A 17,028-nucleotide genomic window follows, 5' to 3' on the forward strand; every position below is an offset into this window, starting at 1 on the left:
AGCCACCGAATCCACCCCCGCCGCCGCCGCCGCCGCCGCCACCACCACGGCCGCCGCGGCCACCGCGGGGCCCCTTGCGATGGAAGGCATCGGCACCGATGTAGCCCACCGAGGTCTGCATCGGGTCGGGTTGCTTCGGCCCGCCCTTCTTGCCACCGCCGCCGGCGCCACCGCCGGGCTGGCTGCTGCTGCCACCGGGGCCGAAGCCGCCACCGCCCTGGGCGAAGCCGCGCCCGCCGACACGGCTGCGCGGGTTCTGCACGAAGCGCTTGTCGAAAGTCTGCTCGAGCGGGTTGGGAATCGTCGCCGGGTCGATGTCGAACTCCTCGTCGTCGAACTCACCGCGCGGGCGCTCGTCCACCGGCGCCTCCTGGCGCACGCGCTGCGGCTGCTGCGGCGGCTGGGCGCGGTTGCCGCGGTCGTTCGGACGGGGGCCACGGTCGTTGCGGTCATTGCGCGGCTTGTTGTTGCCGCCACCACGCGCGTCGCGGCGCTCCTCGTTGCGCGGCTGCTCGCGGCCAGCGCCGCTGGCCAGACGGCGGATCGCACGCACGTCGTCCGGGCCGAGATCGACCCACACGCCGCGCTTGAGACCGCGCGGCAGCACGACGCTGCCGTAGCGGATGCGGATCAGCCGGCTGACCGTCAGGCCGACGGCGTCGAACAGCTTGCGCACCTCGCGGTTGCGGCCTTCGGTGATGACGACGCGGTACCAGTGGTTGACCCCTTCGCCGCCACCGTCGTCGATCGAGCGGAATGCGGCCGTCTGGCCCTCGATGTCGACGCCTTCGAGCAGCTTCGCCTTGGCCTCGGGCTCCAGCGTGCCAAGCACGCGCACCGCGTACTCGCGCTCGACGCCGAAGCGCGGGTGCATCAGCTGGTTGGCCAGCTCGCCCGAGGTGGTGAACAGCAGCAGGCCCTCGGTGTTGATGTCGAGGCGACCGACCGACTGCCACTTGCCATGCTGCAGCCGCGGCAGGCGGCGGAACACCGTCGGCCGCTGCTGCGGGTCGTCGTGCGTGACGACCTCGCCCACCGGCTTGTGGTACGCGATGACACGCGGCGGCGGCGGCTGGATGCGCACCTTGACCGGCTTGCCGTCCAGTGCGATGCGGTCACCGAAGGAAATGCGCTGGCCGACGTGCGCAGGCTCGCCGTTCACGGTGATGCGGCCGTCGGTGATCATCTGCTCCATGTCGCGCCGCGAGCCGACACCCGACTGCGCGAGCACCTTCTGCAGCTTGGGGGCGTCGGGCTCGGCGGCCAGCACACGCTTGTGCGGCTCCGCAACCTCGGCAGCGGTATCGGCGCTTTCGTCACCGCCGGCTTCGGCCGGTGCAGCAGCCTCGACCACGGGCTCGGCCTCACCCTCGACGGGCGGCTGCGCCGTCTCGTCATAGGCGCCAGACAGCACCTCGGCGAACAGTTCCCCGGTGCGCTCGGCCACGGCCGCCAGGACAGCCTCGGGCGAGACGGCCTCGCCGGCCCCGTCACGGCGCCGATCGCGGCGCCCGCGGCGTCGCCCGCGGCGGCCGGCTTCGCCGTTCTCGTCGCCCTCGCCGCCATCGCCACCCTCCTGAGCTTCACCCTCCCCGCCTCGGTCGGCCGCGTCCGAGCTCTCGGCTCGTGCCGCGTCGGCGACCACGCCCGCCGAAACGTCCGGCGCGGGCTCGCGGGGAAGCGGCGCACTGGGTGCGGGCGCAGCCGCCGGCGTGGCTGCCGCGTCGGTCGCCGCTGGCACCTCCAGCGCGCCGCCGGCATCCACCGCGGCCGCCTTGCGACGACGAGGCTTCGGCGTCGCCGCCGGCTCGTCCGTCGCAACCGGGGCCTCGCCTTCGGTCGGCGCTGCCTTCACCGCCGTGCGTCGCTTGCGCGCCGGCTTCGGCGTGTCGGACTCGGTCGCCGGTGCGACCACCTCGTCGGGGGCATCGGGCTGGGACTCGGGCGGCAGGTTCATGCTTCTGGTTCCATCGGGGCGGCGTCGGCCGCAGGCTCGGTCGGGGTGGGCAGTGCCGGCTCGGCACCGGCATCAGGGGCTGCGTCCGCTTCGGCAGCGGCAGCGGCATCGACGATCAAGAGGTCGGCATCGCTGCCGCCCTCGGCCGGCGCATCCAGCGCCAGGGCGCCCTGCGCCTCGATCAGCGAAGCCTGCTCGGGCAGCGACTCGGCGAGCATCGCGCCGGCGGACGGGGCGCCATCGAGCATCGGCAGCTGCTCGAGGCTGGACAGGCCGAGGTCGTCGAGGAACTGGCGCGTCGTGGCCAGCAGCGCCGGCCGGCCCGGCGCCTCGCGGTAGCCGATCGCCTCGACCCAGCCACGGTCCTCGAGCTGCTTGATGATCTGGCTGGCCACGGTGACGCCGCGGATGTCCTCGATGTCACCGCGCGTGACCGGCTGACGGTAGGCGATGATCGCCAGCGTCTCCATCACCGCGCGCGAGTACTTCGGCGGCTTCTCGGGATTCAGGCGGTCGAGGAACTCGCGCATCTCGGGCCGGCTCTGGAAGCGCCAGCCCTGCGCGAGCGCCACCAGTTCGACGCCTCGTCCATCCCAGTCGCGCGTCAGTTCGTCGAGCAGCACGCGCAGCGTGTCCGGGCCGAGTTCGTCGTTGAACAAGGTGCGCATGTCGCGCAGGGGCATCGGCTGGCTGGCGCAGATGAGCGCGGTCTCGAGGACGCGCTTCGCATCCTGTGTGTTCATGGATCCTGTCAAATCCTCGGCCGGCGCATCCGGCAGGTCTTCGGGCTCGTGGCTGGCGCCACCGCGATCGGCGGCAACACCTTGCATCTGGCAAGTGGGCCGCGCAATCTGCGGCGGCTCGGGGCCGATACGCCTCCGGGCGCATCGGGCAACATGGCAGCCGGACTGTCGACGACTCCGCTGCGGTTCAGCAGATCGGTCAATCGGGCTGGTGCGATCGCGGCATTGTACCCAAGCGGGCCGACCCGGTGTCGCGCGCGCGCCGCGCCATCACGCGGCACCGGTCAGTGCCCGCCACGCAGCCGCGAAGTCTGCCGGCGGGGCCGACTCGAAACGCAGCGGCTCGCCGCTGATCGGGTGGTCCAGCCGCAACCGGAACGCGTGCAGCGCCTGGCGGTTCATGCCCAGCGCGGGCGCGCCGCCGTACAACGCATCGGCGACCAGCGGATGACCGCGCGACGCCAGATGCACGCGGATCTGGTGCGTGCGCCCGGTGTGCAGCGTGCACTGCACGGCACTGAAGCCGTCTCGCGCGGCGACACGCTCGACGTCGGTGCGTGCCGGCTTGCCGGAGGCCACCACGGCCATGCGCACACGCGACTTCGGATCGCGGCCGATCGGCGCCTCGATGCTGAATGCCGCATCGCCCAGCTCGCCGTGGCACACCGCCATGTACTGCCTCCCGACGCTGCGCTCGGCGATCGCTCGCACCAGCGCTGTCATCGCCGGCAGGGTCTTGGCCACCACCATCAGGCCGGAGGTGTCCTTGTCGAGCCGGTGCACGATGCCGGCACGCGGCAGGGCCTGCGCGCCGGCATGGTGGGCGAGCAGGCCGTTGAGCAGCGTGCCCGACCAGTTGCCTGGCGCCGGATGCACGACGAGGCCGGCCGGCTTGTCGACCAGCAGCAGGTGTTCGTCCTCGTGCACGATCGCCAGCGTCATGGCTTCGGGCCGGAACGCGCGGCTCTCCTCGCTGCCGACCAGTTCGACCTCGACGCGCTGGCCGGACCGCACACGCTGCGAGGCCGCTCGCGCCGGCGCAGCGTCGACCTGCACATGGCCTCGGTCGATCAGCCCCTGCAGGTGGCTGCGCGAGAACTCCGGCGCCAGCGCGACAAGCACCTTGTCGAGGCGCTCGCCATGGCCTTCGGCCGGCACGATGGTCGCGCGGCGCTCGCTGGCCTCGTCGTCTGGGGCGTCGTCCCTATAATCTGCTTCTCTTGTCATGACCGGCGCCCCGCGGTTCGCGCGGATGGCCTCACTCCATGGATGTGTTGCGTTGGATCGGCCCGCTGGGCTTGCGCGCGGCCTGCCTGACGGCGGCGCTGGTGATCACGGGCTGCAACACCACACCCGTCGACGAAAGCGTCTCGTGGTCGCCCGAGAAATTGTATGCAGAGGCCAAGGACGAGATCGCCGCGGGTGCGCTCGACAAGGCGGCCAAGCTGCTCGAACGGCTCGAAGGCCGCGCTGCCGGCACGCCGCTGGCCCAGCAGGCACAGGTCGAGCGGGCCTATGTGCTGTGGCGCAGCGGCGAGCGAGCCCAGGCCCTGTCGGTGCTCGAACGTTTCCTCAAGCTGAACCCTTCCAGCCCGGGAGTCGAGTACGCGCTGTACCTGCAGGGCCTGATCAACTTCAACGACAACCTCGGCATCCTCGGCGGCCTCGCGGCGATCGACTTGTCCGAGCGCGACCAGCAGGCCGCGCGTGACTCGTACCAGTCGTTCAAGCAGTTGGTCGACCAGTTCCCGCGCTCGGTGTACGCGGAGGACTCGCAGGTTCGCATGAACTACATCGTCAACTCGCTGGCCGCCTACGAGGTGCATGTGGCGCGCTACTACTACCGACGCGGCGCTTACGTGGCAGCGGCGAATCGCGCGCAGCAGGCGGTGAAGGAATTTCAGTACTCGCCGTCCGCCGAAGAGGCGCTGGCAATCATGGTGCAGAGCTACGACCGGCTCGGCCTGGTCGAACTGCGCGACGACGCCCGCCGCGTGCTGGCGAAGAACTTCCCCGACAGCCGTTTCGGCGACGAGACGCTCGGCAGCGCCCGCCAGCAGCGCAGCTGGTGGCGCTTCTGGTGAGACAGGGTCAGGCCAAAGCGAAGGCCCTGCGAAGCTGGCCAGCGTCGGCCTGAGCTGAGCCGCCTGCGCTGCGCAATTCCATAGGCGCTTCGCTTCGGCGGCTCAAAACGGCAAGGTCTCCCCGGCCAGCGACTCCAGCCAGGCCATCGCCTCGGCCTCGGTGGCCACGCGCGTCATCGGCGGCAGCGCCTCGCGCAGGCGCCGACCATAGTTCATGCCCGCCATGCGCGGGTCGCACACCACCAGCAGGCCGCGGTCGGTCTCGCTGCGGATCAGCCGCCCGGCACCCTGCTTGAGCGACACCGCCGCTTCGGCGATGAAGTAGTCGGCGAAGGCATTGCGGCCCTGCGCCTCCAGCCGCTTGACGCGCGCCTCGACCAGCGGATCGTTCGGCGGCGGGAACGGCAGCTTGTCGATCAGCACGCATTGCAGCGCATCGCCGGGCACGTCGATGCCTTCCCAGAAGCTCTGAGAGCCGACCAGCACCGAACGCGGCTCGGCGAGGAACTGCTGCATCAGCTGGCGCTTCGGCGCCTCGCCCTGCTGCAGCACGCGCAAGGCGTCGCCCTGCGCCTCGAACTCGGCGCGCAGCCGTTCGGCGATCGCCTGCAACGCGCGCAGCGTGGTGGTCAGCACGAAGCTGCGGCCGCCCAGTGCACGCGCGCAACGCGCCGCCAACGTCGCCACCGCCGCCGGATGCCCCGGCTCGTTGGGTTTCGGAAAGCCCGCGGGGATGTACAGCCGCGCATGCGCCGGATAGTCGAACGGGCTGCCGACGCGCAGCGTGCGCGCGTCGGCCAGGCCGGCCTGTTCGGTGAACCAGGTGAGCGCATCGTCGTCACCCAGCGTCGCCGAGGTGAAGATCCAGGCCTTGCCGCCGGCGGCCATCTGCTCGGACAGCGCCTCGCGGATGTCCAGTGGCGACTCGACCAGCCGCGCCTGGTGCGGCGAGATGTCGATCCAGCGCACGCGGCCCTGCTCCGCCTCGAGGGCAAAGCGGTCGGCCAGCATGGCGAGCTGGCCGGCGCGCTCGCCGAGCTTGCCGAACTCGGGCGAGAGCTCGGAGACAGCGTCCAGCGCCGCGCCGGCTGCATCGGCGGCCTGGCCGACGGCCTGCAGCGCAGCGATGAACTCGTCGCGGCCGGCACGCTCGTCCCAGCGCAGCTTGATCGTGCCGCGCAGCTCGCGCAGATGCCCGGCCGCGGCCAGGCGCAGCTCGCGTGCCGCTTTCTCCACCCCGGCTTGCAGCTCCTGCCAGGGTGCCAAGCCACGCGCCTGCTGCAGCCCGGCGCCGAGCAGGTCGCGGGCGAAGTCCAGCGCCTGCGCGGTCGACAGCGTGGTGCCGAGGAACTGCACGCCGGCCTCGGCGAGCTGGTGCGCCTCGTCGAACACCGCCACCTCGACGCTGGGCAGCAGTTCGGCCACGCCGGTGTCGCGCAGCGCCATGTCGGCGAAGAACAGGTGGTGGTTGACCACCACCACGTCGGCCGCCATCGCCTCGCGCCGTGCCTTGACCACGTGGCAGACGCGGAAGTCGGCGCATTCGCTGCCCAGGCAGTTGTCGCGCGTCGAGGTGACCAGCGGGATCACGCTGCTGCGCTCGTCCAGGCCGTCGAGTTCGGCCAGGTCGCCGCTGGCCGTGGTGTGCGACCACTGCTCCACCTTGGCCAGCGTGCGCACCGCCCAGCGGTCCGGCAGCGTGGCGGACTGGCGCGCCTGCTTCATGCGGTGCAGGCACAGGTAACTGGCGCGCCCCTTGAGCAGCGCCACGCTGACCGGCAGCTGCAGCGCATCGCGCAGGCGCGGGATGTCGCGCAGGAAGAGCTGGTCCTGCAGGCTCTTGGTCGCCGTGCTGACCAGCGCGCGCGCACCCGACAGCAGCGTCGGCACGAGGTAGGCGAAGGTCTTGCCGACACCGGTGCCGGCCTCCGCGACGAGCGCGCTGCGCGACTCGATCGCTTCCGCCACGGCCTGCGCCATCTCGAGCTGGGCGGCGCGTTCCACGTGTCGCGCATCGGCCCGCGCCAACGCACCGCCGGCGGACAAGGCCTCGCGCGAGGCATCGGCCAGCGGGTTCGCGGCAGGATGGATGTCCGGCGTCATGCCGGCTCGGGCGGGTCGAGCTCGGCTTCCAGCCGGGCGATCATGTCGCGCAGGACCAGGCGCCGCTTCTTCAGGCGGCGGACGGTGAGTTCGTCGGCCGGATGCTCGATCACCGTGCGGTCGATCAGGCTGTCGAGGTCGGCATGTTCGATGCGCAACTCGATCAGCCGTCGAGGCGGGGAATGCAGGTTGTCGTCCATCGGCGCGCGACATAGTCGCGGAAAACGCTCCGACGCCGGAGGCAGGAAGGATTATAGTTTTCGACCATGAGCACCACGACCGTCGGTTACCGCCTGTCCGCCGCCACAGGCATCCACCGCGGTGACCGGGCCTACCAGCAGGACCAGGTGCAGATCATCCCCCACCACCGCGTGCCGGGCAGCGTGATGGCCGTGCTGGCCGACGGCATGGGCGGCAAGAGCGGCGGGCGCAAGGCGGCCGACCAGGTCATCCTCACGGCGCAGCAGATCTTCGAACGCTTCTCGCCGAGCCGGGACGACACCGCCGAGGCGCTCAAGCAGCTGGTGCTGGAGGCGCACCTGATGATCAAGCTGACGGCGATCACCTCGGAAGAGGAGCCGCACAGCACGGTCGCCGCCTACATCATCAGCCCGTCGCGCGAGTGCCATTTCGTGCATGCCGGCGATTCGCGCGTCTACCACTTCCGCGGCTCCGACATGGTGGCGCGCACGGTCGATCACTCCTATGTGCAGCGCCTCGTCGCCGAGGGCTCGATCAGCGAAGAAGAGGCCAACAACCACCCGCAGTCCAACCTGCTGACCGGCTGCCTCGGCACCCATCAGGACCCGCCGATCAGCGTCGGGCATGTCGACCGGCTCGAGATCGGCGACAGCGTGCTCGCCTGCAGCGACGGCCTGTGGCACTACTTCACCCCGCGCGAGCTCGGCGCCATCGTGCATGCGCTGCCACCGCGCGAAGCCAGCGAGATGCTGGTCAGCAAGGCGCGCCAACGCGCCCGGGGCGGTGGCGACAACCTCTCGCTGGCGCTGATCCGCGTCGAAGCGCTGGGCTGATCTCAGCGCGCTGCCGGATCGGGCAGCGGGGCCGATGGCGGCTTGCCGTTCTTCTCGCGTTCGATTCGTCGCCGCTGCGCCGCCTCGCGGCGCGCCGCCGCCTCGCGTTGCCGCACGTCGAAACGTTCCCGGCTGCGTGCCTCGGCGGCACTGGCCGCAGCCGACGCTCGCTCTGCGGGGGGTGACGCGGCCGGACGCAGTTGCCGGGCCTCGGGCGCCGATGCCCGGGCCTGGGCAGCTCGCGGCACCGCCACCCGCGTGCGCTCCTCGCTGCGCTTCTGCTCGATCGCGGCCAGGCGCTGTGCCGCACGCGCCTTGCGCTGCGCCTCGTCGAGCAGCGCCTCCTGACGGCGCAGGCGCATCATCGTCTGGCGGTGTTCGGCACGCGCCTCGTCGACACAGGCCGTGACGGCGAAGCGCTGTTCACACTCGCGCCGCCGTTGATCGTGGCGCGCCGCCGCCTCGCTTCGCTCCCGCGCGATGCGCTCGCGCTCGGCACGATCGTCGACCGCGGCCGGCCCTTGTGCGACCGCGGCCAGCCCCTGCACGAGTGCGAGCAGCGCCAGCGCCAGCGCCCTGACGATCGCCGCGCTCATGTCAGCGATGTGTCCACGGTGCGCCGGTCCAGCGCCAGGAACTCGGCCGACTGCATCTCCGCCAGGCGCGACACCGTGCGCGGGAACTCGTGCGCCAGCGGCCCTTCGGTGTAGAGCTGCTCCGGCAGCACCGCTGCGGACATGATCAGCTTCACGCGCCGGTCGTACAGCACGTCGACCAGCCAGGTGAAACGCCGCGCCTCCGAGGCCATGCGAAGCGGCATGGCGGGAACGTCGGACAGCAGCACGGTGTGGAACTGCGAGGCGATCTCGAGGTAGTCGTTCTGCGAACGCGGGCCGCCGCACAGCGTCTTGAAGTCGAACCAGACCACGCCGCCGGCGCGACGCCGCGCGCGCAGTTCGCGGTGCTCGATGTGCAGCACCGGGTCCTCCTCACGCGCTTCGGCCAGCTCCGAGAAGGCCTGCGTCATCGCGGCATCGGCCTCGGGCCCGAGCGGGCAGTGGTAGAGCTTGACGTGCTCCAGCGTGCGTCGCCGATAGTCGGTGCCGTGGTCGACGTTGATGACCTCGAGCTTGTCCTTCAGCAAGGCGATCGCCGGCAGGATACGGTCGCGGTGCAGGCCGTTCGGGTAGAGGGCGTCCGGATGGAAGTTCGAGGTCGTCACGATGCTGACGCGGTGCTCGAACATCGACTCGAGCAGGCGATGCAGGATCATCGCATCGGTCACGTCGGCGACGTGGAACTCGTCGAAGCAGATCAGCCGGTGGCGCCGCGCGATGCGTGCCCCGAGTTCCTGCAGCGGATTGACCGTGCCCTTCAGGTCCTGCAGTTCGCGATGAACCTCGCGCATGAACTCGTGGAAGTGCAGGCGTGTCTTGCGCGTCAACGGCACCGAGTTGAAGAAGCAGTCCATCAGGAAGCTCTTGCCCCGGCCGACGCCCCCGTACATGTACACGCCACGCGGGATCGGCGGCCGCGCGATCAGCTTGGTGATCGCGTTGCTGCGCCGGGCCTTGTAGTCGGCCCATTCGTTCTCGCAGCGTTCGAGCGCGGCGACCGCGCGCAGCTGCGCGGGATCGGCCGCGTAGCCGCGCTCGGCAAGCGTCTGCTCGTACAGCTGGCGGACGCCCATGGAGTCAGTCCAGCCGCCGGGCCGCCCCTAGGCTGGACTGCGCCCCCCCGGGGGGCAGCGACGCGGCGCAGCCGCTAGCATGGGGGCACCATGACATGTCAGAAGTTCAGCGTGCGCTTGTCGACTGCGAGCGCGGCTTCCTTCGTCGCTTCCGACAGGCTCGGGTGCGCATGGCAGATGCGCGCGATGTCTTCAGCGCTGGCCTTGAACTCCATCGCCACCACCGCTTCGGAGATCAGCTCCGACGCGAACGGCCCGACGATGTGCACGCCGAGGATCTCGTCGGTCGCCGCGTCGGCGAGGAACTTGACGAAACCCGTGGTGTCGCCCAGCGCCCGCGCCCGGCCGTTGGCCATGAACGGGAAGCTGCCGGACTTGTAGGCGCGGCCCGCGGCCTTGAGCTGCTGCTCGGTCTGGCCGACCCAGGCGATCTCCGGGCTGGTGTAGATCACCCAGGGAATGGTGTTGAAGTTGACGTGGCCATGCTGGCCGGCGATGCGCTCGGCCACCGCGACGCCCTCTTCCTCCGCCTTGTGCGCGAGCATCGGGCCACGCACCACGTCGCCCACCGCCCAGACGCCCGGCAGGTTGGTGCGGCACTCGTCGTCGACGACGATCGCGCCACGCTCGTCGAGCTTGAGGCCGACGGCTTCGGCGTTCAGGCCGACGGTGTTGGGCACGCGGCCGATCGAGACGATCAGCTTGTCGACGGAGAGCGTCTGCGCCTCACCCTTGGCATTCGCGTAGGCGACGCTGACACCCGTCTTGTCGGCCTTCACCGATTCGATCTTCACGCCCAGCTCGATCTTCAGGCCCTGCCTGGTGAAGGCCTTGTGCGCCTCCTTGGCGACCTGCTCGTCGACGGCGCCGAGGAATACCGGCAGCGCCTCGAGCACGGTGACTTCCGCGCCCAGGCGGCGCCACACCGAGCCCATCTCCAGGCCGATCACGCCCGAGCCGATCACGCCCAGCGACTTCGGCACCGCGCCGATGCGCAGCGCACCGTCGTTGCTGAGGATCTTCTCCTCGTCGAAGGCGGCGCCGGGCAGCGCACGCGCGTTCGAGCCGGTGGCGACGATGACTTGCTTGGCGACGAGGCTGGCCGGCTTGTCACCGGCGACGGCGATCTCGTAGGCGCCGCCCTCGGCCTTCACGAACGAGCCGCGGCCGTGGAAGAAGCTGACCTTGTTCTTCTTGAACAGGTAGAGGATGCCGTCGTTGTTCTGCTTGACGACGGTGTCCTTGCGCTTGAGCATCTTCGGCACGTCGATGCTCAGGTCCTTCAGGCCGATGCCATGGTCGGCGAACGAATGGCCGGCATGCTCGAAGTGCTCGCTCGACTGCAGCAGCGCCTTGCTCGGGATGCAGCCGACGTTGGTGCAGGTGCCGCCCGGCGCCGGGCCGCCCTTGTCGTTCTTCCATTCGTCGATGCAGGCGGTGTTGAAGCCGAGCTGCGCGGCGCGGATCGCCGCGATGTAGCCGCCGGGGCCGCCGCCGATGACGACGACGTCGAAGGAGTTGCTCATGGTTTGTTCCTGCGGTCCGCCCGACGCCGGGCCGCCCCAAGGCGGGCGCGGCCCCTCGGGGGGTACCGAACGTTAGTGAGGTTGGGGGCTCAAGGTCCTAGATGTCAAAGAGGAGGCGAGCCGGGTCTTCCAGCGCTTCCTTCATCGCGACGAGACCTAGCACGGCTTCGCGGCCGTCGATGATGCGGTGGTCGTAGCTCATCGCCAGGTAGTTGATCGGGCGAACCACGACCTGGCCGTTCTCCACCACCGCGCGGTCCTTGGTCGCATGAACACCGAGGATGGCGCTCTGCGGCGGGTTGATGATCGGCGTCGACAGCATCGAGCCGAACACGCCGCCGTTGCTGATCGAGAAGGTGCCGCCCGACAGGTCGTCGAGCGACAGCTTGCCGTCCTTGGCCTTCTGGCCGAACTCGGCGATCTTCTTCTCGATGTCGGCGAAGCTCATCTGGTCGGCATTGCGCAGGATCGGCACCACCAGGCCGCGCGGCGAACCGACCGCGATGCCGATGTCGAAGAAGCCGTGGTAGACGATGTCGTTGCCGTCCACCGAGGCGTTGAGCACCGGGTACTTCTTCAGCGCGGCGACCGCGGCCTTCACGAAGAAGCTCATGAAGCCGATCTTGACGCCGTGTTCCTTCTCGAACTTCTCCTGGAAGCGCTTGCGCATCTCCATCACCGGGGCCATGTTGACCTCGTTGAAGGTGGTCAGGATGGCGTTGGTGGCCTGCGACTGCAACAGCCGCTCGGCGACGCGGGCGCGCAGGCGCGACATCGGCACACGCTGCTCGGGGCGGTCGCCCAGGTTGGCCGCGGTCGGCGCGGCCACCGCCGGCAGCGGCTTGGCCACGGCCGGCGCGGCCGCCACGGCGACAGGCGCCGCGGCCTTGGGCGCCGCGCCTGCACCGGCCACCGCAGCGAGCACGTCGCCCTTGGTGACGCGCCCGTCCTTGCCGGTGCCCGGCACCGAGCCGGTGGCGAGGCTGTTGTCGGCCATCAGCTTGGCGGCCGCAGGCATGGCCACACCGGCCTTGCTGCCACCCGCCGCGGGGGCGGCAGCGGCAGCCGGTGCCGCGGTGGGGGCCACCGCCTTGACTTCCAGCGGGCTCACGGCCGCCTTGCCGTCGGTGTCGATGCGGGCGATGACCTCGTCGCTGACGCAGCTCTCGCCGTCGCCCTTGACGATCTGCGCCATCACGCCGGCGGACGGCGCGGGCACCTCGAGCACGACCTTGTCGGTCTCGATCTCGACGAGGATCTCGTCGATGGCCACGGGCTCGCCGGGCTTCTTCTTCCATTGCAGCAGGGTGGCTTCGGCCACCGACTCGGACAACTGCGGGACCTTGACTTCAACGATTGCCATGACAGTTCTTTCTGGGATTCGGTACATGCCGCGCGCACGCGTGCGAAGGCACGCCGGGGCGGCGCCGCGCAGCGCGCGCCGCCCCTGGCCGCGGGGTCACTTCGTGAGGACGAAGCCTTTCAGTTTGCCGAAGGCCTGGTCGAGCAGCGCCTTCTGCTGCTCCTGGTGCAGGTGGGCATAACCCACCGCCGGCGAGGCCGAGGCCGGACGGCCGGCGTAGCCGAGCTTCTGCCCCTCGACCATGTTCTCGTGGATGTAATGCTGCACGAAGAACCAGGCGCCCTGGTTCTGCGGCTCGTCCTGGCACCACACGACGTCGGTCACGTTCGGGTACTTCTTCATCTCCGCCGCGAAGGCCTTGTGCGGGAACGGATAGAGCTGCTCGACGCGCATGATCGCCACGTCGTTGTGCTTCTTCTCCGCGCGTGCCTTGACGAGGTCGTAGTAGACCTTGCCCGAGCAGGCGATCACGCGCTTGACCTTGTCCGCCACGATCTCGGCGTTGACCTCGCCGATCACCGTCTTGAACTCGCCGCGCGTGAAGTCGGACAGCGGCGAGGTCGCGTCCTTGTTGCGCAGCAGGCTCTTGGGCGTCATCAGCACCAGCGGCTTGCGGAACATGCGCACCATCTGCCGGCGCAGCACATGGAAGATCTGGCTGGCCGAGGTCGGCTGCACGATCTGCATGTTGTTGTCGGCGGCCAGTTGCATGAAGCGCTCCAGGCGAGCCGAGCTGTGCTCCGGGCCCTGGCCTTCGTAGCCGTGCGGCAGCATCAGCGTGATGCCGTTGGCGCGGCCCCATTTCACCTCGCCCGAGGCGATGAACTGGTCGATGACGACCTGCGCACCGTTGGCGAAGTCGCCGAACTGCGCTTCCCAGATCACCAGCGTGTTCGGCTCGGCCGACGCGTAGCCGTACTCGAAGCCGAGCACCGCCTCTTCCGACAGCAGCGAGTCGATCACGACGAAAGGCGCCTGGCCGTCGGCCACGTTCTGCAGCGGCGTGTAGGTGCCCTCGTCCCACTTCTCGCGGTTCTGGTCGTGCAGCACCGAGTGGCGGTGCGTGAAGGTTCCGCGACCGCAGTCCTCGCCCGACAGGCGCACCGCGTAGCCGCTGGCCACCAGCGACGCGAAGGCGAGGTGCTCGCCCATGCCCCAGTCGACGTTGATCTCGCCGCGGCCCATCGCCGCGCGGTCGGCCAGCACCTTCTCGACCAGCGGGTGGGCCTTGAACTTCTCCGGCAGCGTGGTGATGCGCTCGGCCAGGCGCTTGACCTCGGTCAGCGGCAGCGCGGTATCGGCCGCATCGGTCCACTTCTTGTTCAGGAACGGTGCCCAGTCGACCGCGTACTTGCTCTTGTAGTTGGTCAGCACCGGGTCGACGGTGTGCTTGCCGGCGTCCATCGCGGCGCGGAAGGCCTTGACCATCTCGTCCGGTCCCTCGGCGGCGAGGATGCCCTGGGCGACCAGCTTCTCGCCGTACAGCTTGCGCGTGCCGGGATGCTGCCCGATCTTCTTGTACATCAGCGGCTGCGTCAGCGCGGGCGTGTCCTGCTCGTTGTGGCCGAGCTTGCGGAAGCAGATGATGTCGAGCACGACATCCTTGTTGAACTCCTGGCGGTACTCCAGCGCAAGCTGGGTGCACAGCACCACCGCTTCCGGGTCGTCGCCGTTGACGTGCAGCACCGGCGCCTCGATCATCTTGACGACGTCGGTGCAGTACAGCGTCGAGCGCGTGTCGCGCGGGTCGGAGGTGGTGAAGCCGATCTGGTTGTTGATGACCAGGTGAACCGTGCCGCCGGTGTAGTAGCCGCGCGTCTGCGCCAGCGCCAGCGTCTCCATCACCACGCCCTGGCCGGCGAAGGCCGCGTCGCCGTGCACGATCACGGGCAGCACGGTGTCGCCGTCCTTGTCGCCGCGGCGGTCCAGGCGGGCCTTGACCGACCCCTCGACGACCGGGTTGACGATCTCCAGGTGCGAGGGGTTGAAGGCCAGGCTCAGGTGGACCGGGCCGCCAGCCGTGGTCACGTCCGACGAGAAGCCCTGGTGGTACTTCACGTCGCCAGCGGGCAGGTCTTCCTTGGCGGTGTGGTCGAACTCGGCGAACAGGTCCTTGGGCATCTTGCCCAGGGTGTTGACGAGCACGTTGAGGCGGCCGCGGTGGGCCATGCCGATGACGATCTCCTGCACGCCGCGCACGCCGGCGCCCTGCACCACGGCGTCCATCGAGGCGATGAAGCTCTCGCCGCCTTCGAGCGAGAAGCGCTTCTGGCCGACGTACTTGGTGTGCAGGTAGCGCTCCAGACCCTCGGCCGCGGTCAGGCGGTCGAGGATGTGCTTCTTCTCCTCCGCCGTGAAGTTCGGCTTGCTGCGGATCGACTCGAGCTTCTGCTGCCACCAGCGCTTCTCGACCGGCTCGGTGATGTGCATGAACTCGGCACCGATGGAGCCGCAGTAGGTTTCACGCAGCGCCTGCAGGATCTCGCGCAGCGTCTGCTGCTCGGCGGTGGTGAAGTAGGTGTTGGTCGCGCTGAACGTGATGTCCATGTCGGACTCGCTCAGGTCGTAGAAGCCCGGCTCGAGCTCGGGGATCTTCGGGCGCTCCTGGCGCTTGAGCGGGTCGAGGTCGGCCCAGCGGGCGCCGAGCGAGCGGTAGGCGGCGATCAGCGACTGGACGTGGACCTGCTTGCGCGCGACGGCGAGTTCGCTGGCACTGGCCTTGACGGCGAAGGCGTTGGCCTTGGCGCGCTGCGCGAAGGACTCGACGACCGGGGCATGGGCCACGTCGCGGGCGTTGGAGCCGTCGGTGGCGGGGACGTGCTGGAGGGCGTCGAAGTAGGCGCGCCAGTTGTCGGGAACGGAACCCGGGTTGTCGAGGTAGGCCTCGTACATCTCTTCGACGTAGGGCGCATTGCCTCCGAACAGGTACGAGTTCGACCTGTATTGCTGCATCATCTTCGCTCACCTCTCGCACTGGTTTCCAGCGCTGTAGTGGGTTGAAAAACCTTCCGCGACACGGCTTAACCGGCTGGCGGACTAGCGACCCGCCTTGGCTGTATCCAGCAAAGGGGACGGGAAGGACCTGACAAGTCTCGGGCGCGACTGTAACACCGCCGTTATCGGCCATCAAATCGAAGAACTGACGGCTGTGGCGTCGAAACAGAATGCAGCCGGGCTTGAAACGACCACGTGCAGATCATCCGCATCCATGCTGACGCGCCGCTGAAGCCGGTGCTCGGCGCCGCTTGCAACGGTTGCGGCGTGTGTTGCCTGGCCGAGCCCTGCCCGGTGGGCATGCTGGTGTCGTTGAAGCGGCGTGGCACCTGCCGCGCGTTGCGCTGGAACGACGCCGAGCACCGCTATCGCTGCGGGCTGATGCAGGACATCGCCGGCTCGCGCACGCCGTGGGCACGCCTGGCGCGGCGGCTGATCGCCGCCGGCGCCGGTTGCGATTCCGACGCCGAACTCGCCTGAGCCGGAGCGCTCAGGCGGCGAGCAGGCGCTGGCGCGCCTCCTGGTACTCGCGGGCGAGGCGAGCGACGAGTTCACGCGCCGGCACCACCTTGTCGATCGCGCCTATGCCCTGCCCGCAACCCCAGATGTCCTTCCAGGCCTTGGACTTGGAGCCCTCGCCGCCACCGAAGCTCATCTTGCTCGGATCGCTCTCGGGCAGATGGTCCGGGTCCAGGCCCGCCGCGCGGATCGACGGCTTCAGGTAGTTGCCGTGCACGCCGGTGAACAGGTTCGAGTAGACGATGTCGTCCGACGTGCCCTCGACGATCGCCTGCTTGTAGGCCTCGCTGGCGCGCGCCTCCTCGGTGGCGATGAAGGCCGAACCGATGTAGGCCAGGTCGGCGCCCATCGCCTGCGCGGCGAGGATCGCGCCGCCGCTGGCAATCGAGCCGGACAGCGCGACCGGCCCGTCGAACCAGCCGCGGATCTCCTGGATCAGTGCGAACGGGCTCTTGACGCCGGCATGGCCGCCGGCGCCGGCCGCCACCGCGATCAGGCCGTCGGCGCCCTTCTCGATCGCCTTCTTCGCGAACATGTTGTTGATGATGTCGTGCAGCACGATGCCGCCCCAGCCATGCACTGCCTCGTTGATGTCGGTGCGCGCGCCCAGAGAGGTGATCACGATCGGCACCTTGTATCGGGCGCAGACCTGCATGTCGTGCTCGAGCCGGTCATTGGTCTTGTGCACGATCTGGTTGATCGCGAACGGCGCGGCCGGCCTGTCGGGGTGGGCGCGGTCGTGGGCCGCCAGCGTCTCGGTGATCTCGGCCAGCCATTCGTCGAGTTGCTCGGCCGGGCGGGCGTTGAGCGCCGGCATCGAGCCGACGATGCCGGCCTTGCACTGCTCGATCACGAGCTTGGGGTTGCTGATGATGAACAGCGGCGAGCCGATGACCGGCAGCGGCAGCCTGGCAAGGATGGGGGGCAGCGACACTTGTCGGGTCTCCGGGATCAGAAGGCTTCGATGGGCAGCGCCGTGACGCTCTCGCCGCCTTCGACGATGGCGTCGCGCGCA

Annotated in this window: 14 protein-coding genes; 3 read left to right on the top strand and 11 right to left on the bottom strand. The window is 69.6% G+C overall.

Annotation, left to right across the window (positions count from 1 at the left end; genetic code table 11):
* From AAG801_RS30795 to AAG801_RS30805, 3 genes are all read right to left on the bottom strand, one after another.
* The coding region (locus AAG801_RS30795; RefSeq protein WP_341891806.1) for a pseudouridine synthase at positions 1–1,957 on the bottom strand (1,957 nt) is incomplete at its 3' end.
* Positions 1,954–2,700, bottom strand: a complete 747-nt coding sequence (scpB, locus tag AAG801_RS30800; RefSeq protein ID WP_341891807.1) for an SMC-Scp complex subunit ScpB — start codon at positions 2,698–2,700, stop codon at positions 1,954–1,956. The genes AAG801_RS30795 and scpB, both read right to left, overlap by 4 nt.
* A gap of 270 nt (positions 2,701–2,970) precedes the next feature.
* Positions 2,971–3,927 carry an RluA family pseudouridine synthase gene (locus tag AAG801_RS30805; RefSeq protein ID WP_341891808.1) on the bottom strand — a complete coding sequence of 319 codons (957 nt, stop codon included), beginning with the start codon at positions 3,925–3,927 and terminating at the stop codon, positions 2,971–2,973.
* 38 nt (positions 3,928–3,965) lie between these two features.
* Here AAG801_RS30805 and AAG801_RS30810 point away from each other — a divergent pair, with 38 nt between their 5' ends.
* Complete coding sequence (locus AAG801_RS30810) at positions 3,966–4,784, top strand: outer membrane protein assembly factor BamD (protein WP_341891809.1); 819 nt, start codon at positions 3,966–3,968, stop codon at positions 4,782–4,784.
* Between the two features lie 102 nt (positions 4,785–4,886).
* Here the strand turns inward: AAG801_RS30810 and AAG801_RS30815 are convergent, their stop codons facing one another.
* Together AAG801_RS30815 and AAG801_RS30820 are read right to left on the bottom strand one after the other, a co-directional pair.
* Positions 4,887–6,887 (bottom strand): ATP-dependent DNA helicase, encoded by a 2,001-nt coding sequence (locus AAG801_RS30815; RefSeq protein ID WP_341891810.1) that lies wholly within the window; start codon positions 6,885–6,887, stop codon positions 4,887–4,889.
* Positions 6,884–7,087 carry a YdcH family protein gene (locus tag AAG801_RS30820; RefSeq protein ID WP_341891811.1) on the bottom strand — a complete coding sequence of 68 codons (204 nt, stop codon included), beginning with the start codon at positions 7,085–7,087 and terminating at the stop codon, positions 6,884–6,886. The genes AAG801_RS30815 and AAG801_RS30820 overlap by 4 nt, the downstream gene beginning before the upstream one ends.
* A gap of 66 nt (positions 7,088–7,153) precedes the next feature.
* On the opposite strand from AAG801_RS30820, the gene AAG801_RS30825 reads away from it, so the two are divergent.
* Positions 7,154–7,921, top strand: coding sequence for a protein phosphatase 2C domain-containing protein (locus AAG801_RS30825; protein WP_341891812.1), 768 nt, complete (start codon positions 7,154–7,156; stop codon positions 7,919–7,921).
* Positions 7,922–7,923: 2 nt separating this feature from the next.
* Here AAG801_RS30825 and AAG801_RS30830 read toward each other — a convergent pair whose 3' ends face one another.
* The 5 genes from AAG801_RS30830 to AAG801_RS30850 all read right to left on the bottom strand — a co-directional run bounded on the left by AAG801_RS30830 (position 7,924) and on the right by AAG801_RS30850 (position 15,455).
* Positions 7,924–8,517, bottom strand: a complete 594-nt coding sequence (locus AAG801_RS30830) for a hypothetical protein (RefSeq protein WP_341891813.1) — start codon at positions 8,515–8,517, stop codon at positions 7,924–7,926.
* The gene (gene zapE, locus AAG801_RS30835) at positions 8,514–9,611 is read right to left on the bottom strand and encodes a cell division protein ZapE (RefSeq protein WP_341891814.1); all 1,098 of its coding nucleotides are present in this window, start codon (positions 9,609–9,611) and stop codon (positions 8,514–8,516) included. The genes AAG801_RS30830 and zapE overlap by 4 nt, the downstream gene beginning before the upstream one ends.
* Before the next feature lie 98 nt (positions 9,612–9,709).
* Positions 9,710–11,137: a dihydrolipoyl dehydrogenase gene (lpdA, locus tag AAG801_RS30840; protein WP_341891815.1), complete on the bottom strand. Its 1,428-nt coding sequence runs from the start codon at positions 11,135–11,137 to the stop codon at positions 9,710–9,712.
* Between the two features lie 97 nt (positions 11,138–11,234).
* Positions 11,235–12,500: a 2-oxoglutarate dehydrogenase complex dihydrolipoyllysine-residue succinyltransferase gene (odhB, locus tag AAG801_RS30845; protein WP_341891816.1), complete on the bottom strand. Its 1,266-nt coding sequence runs from the start codon at positions 12,498–12,500 to the stop codon at positions 11,235–11,237.
* 96 nt (positions 12,501–12,596) lie between these two features.
* Positions 12,597–15,455 (bottom strand): 2-oxoglutarate dehydrogenase E1 component, encoded by a 2,859-nt coding sequence (locus tag AAG801_RS30850; RefSeq protein ID WP_341891817.1) that lies wholly within the window; start codon positions 15,453–15,455, stop codon positions 12,597–12,599.
* A 234-nt stretch (positions 15,456–15,689) separates the two neighbouring features.
* On the opposite strand from AAG801_RS30850, the gene AAG801_RS30855 reads away from it, so the two are divergent.
* On the top strand, positions 15,690–15,974 hold the full coding sequence (locus AAG801_RS30855; protein WP_341891818.1) for a hypothetical protein: 285 nt from the start codon (positions 15,690–15,692) through the stop codon (positions 15,972–15,974).
* Positions 15,975–15,984: 10 nt separating this feature from the next.
* Here the strand turns inward: AAG801_RS30855 and AAG801_RS30860 are convergent, their stop codons facing one another.
* A complete protein-coding gene (locus AAG801_RS30860) occupies positions 15,985–16,947 on the bottom strand; it encodes a nitronate monooxygenase family protein (RefSeq protein ID WP_341891819.1) in 963 nt (320 codons plus the stop codon).
* Between the last annotated feature and the right edge of the window lie 81 nt (positions 16,948–17,028).

This window comes from Variovorax sp. YR752 (assembly GCF_943372545.1).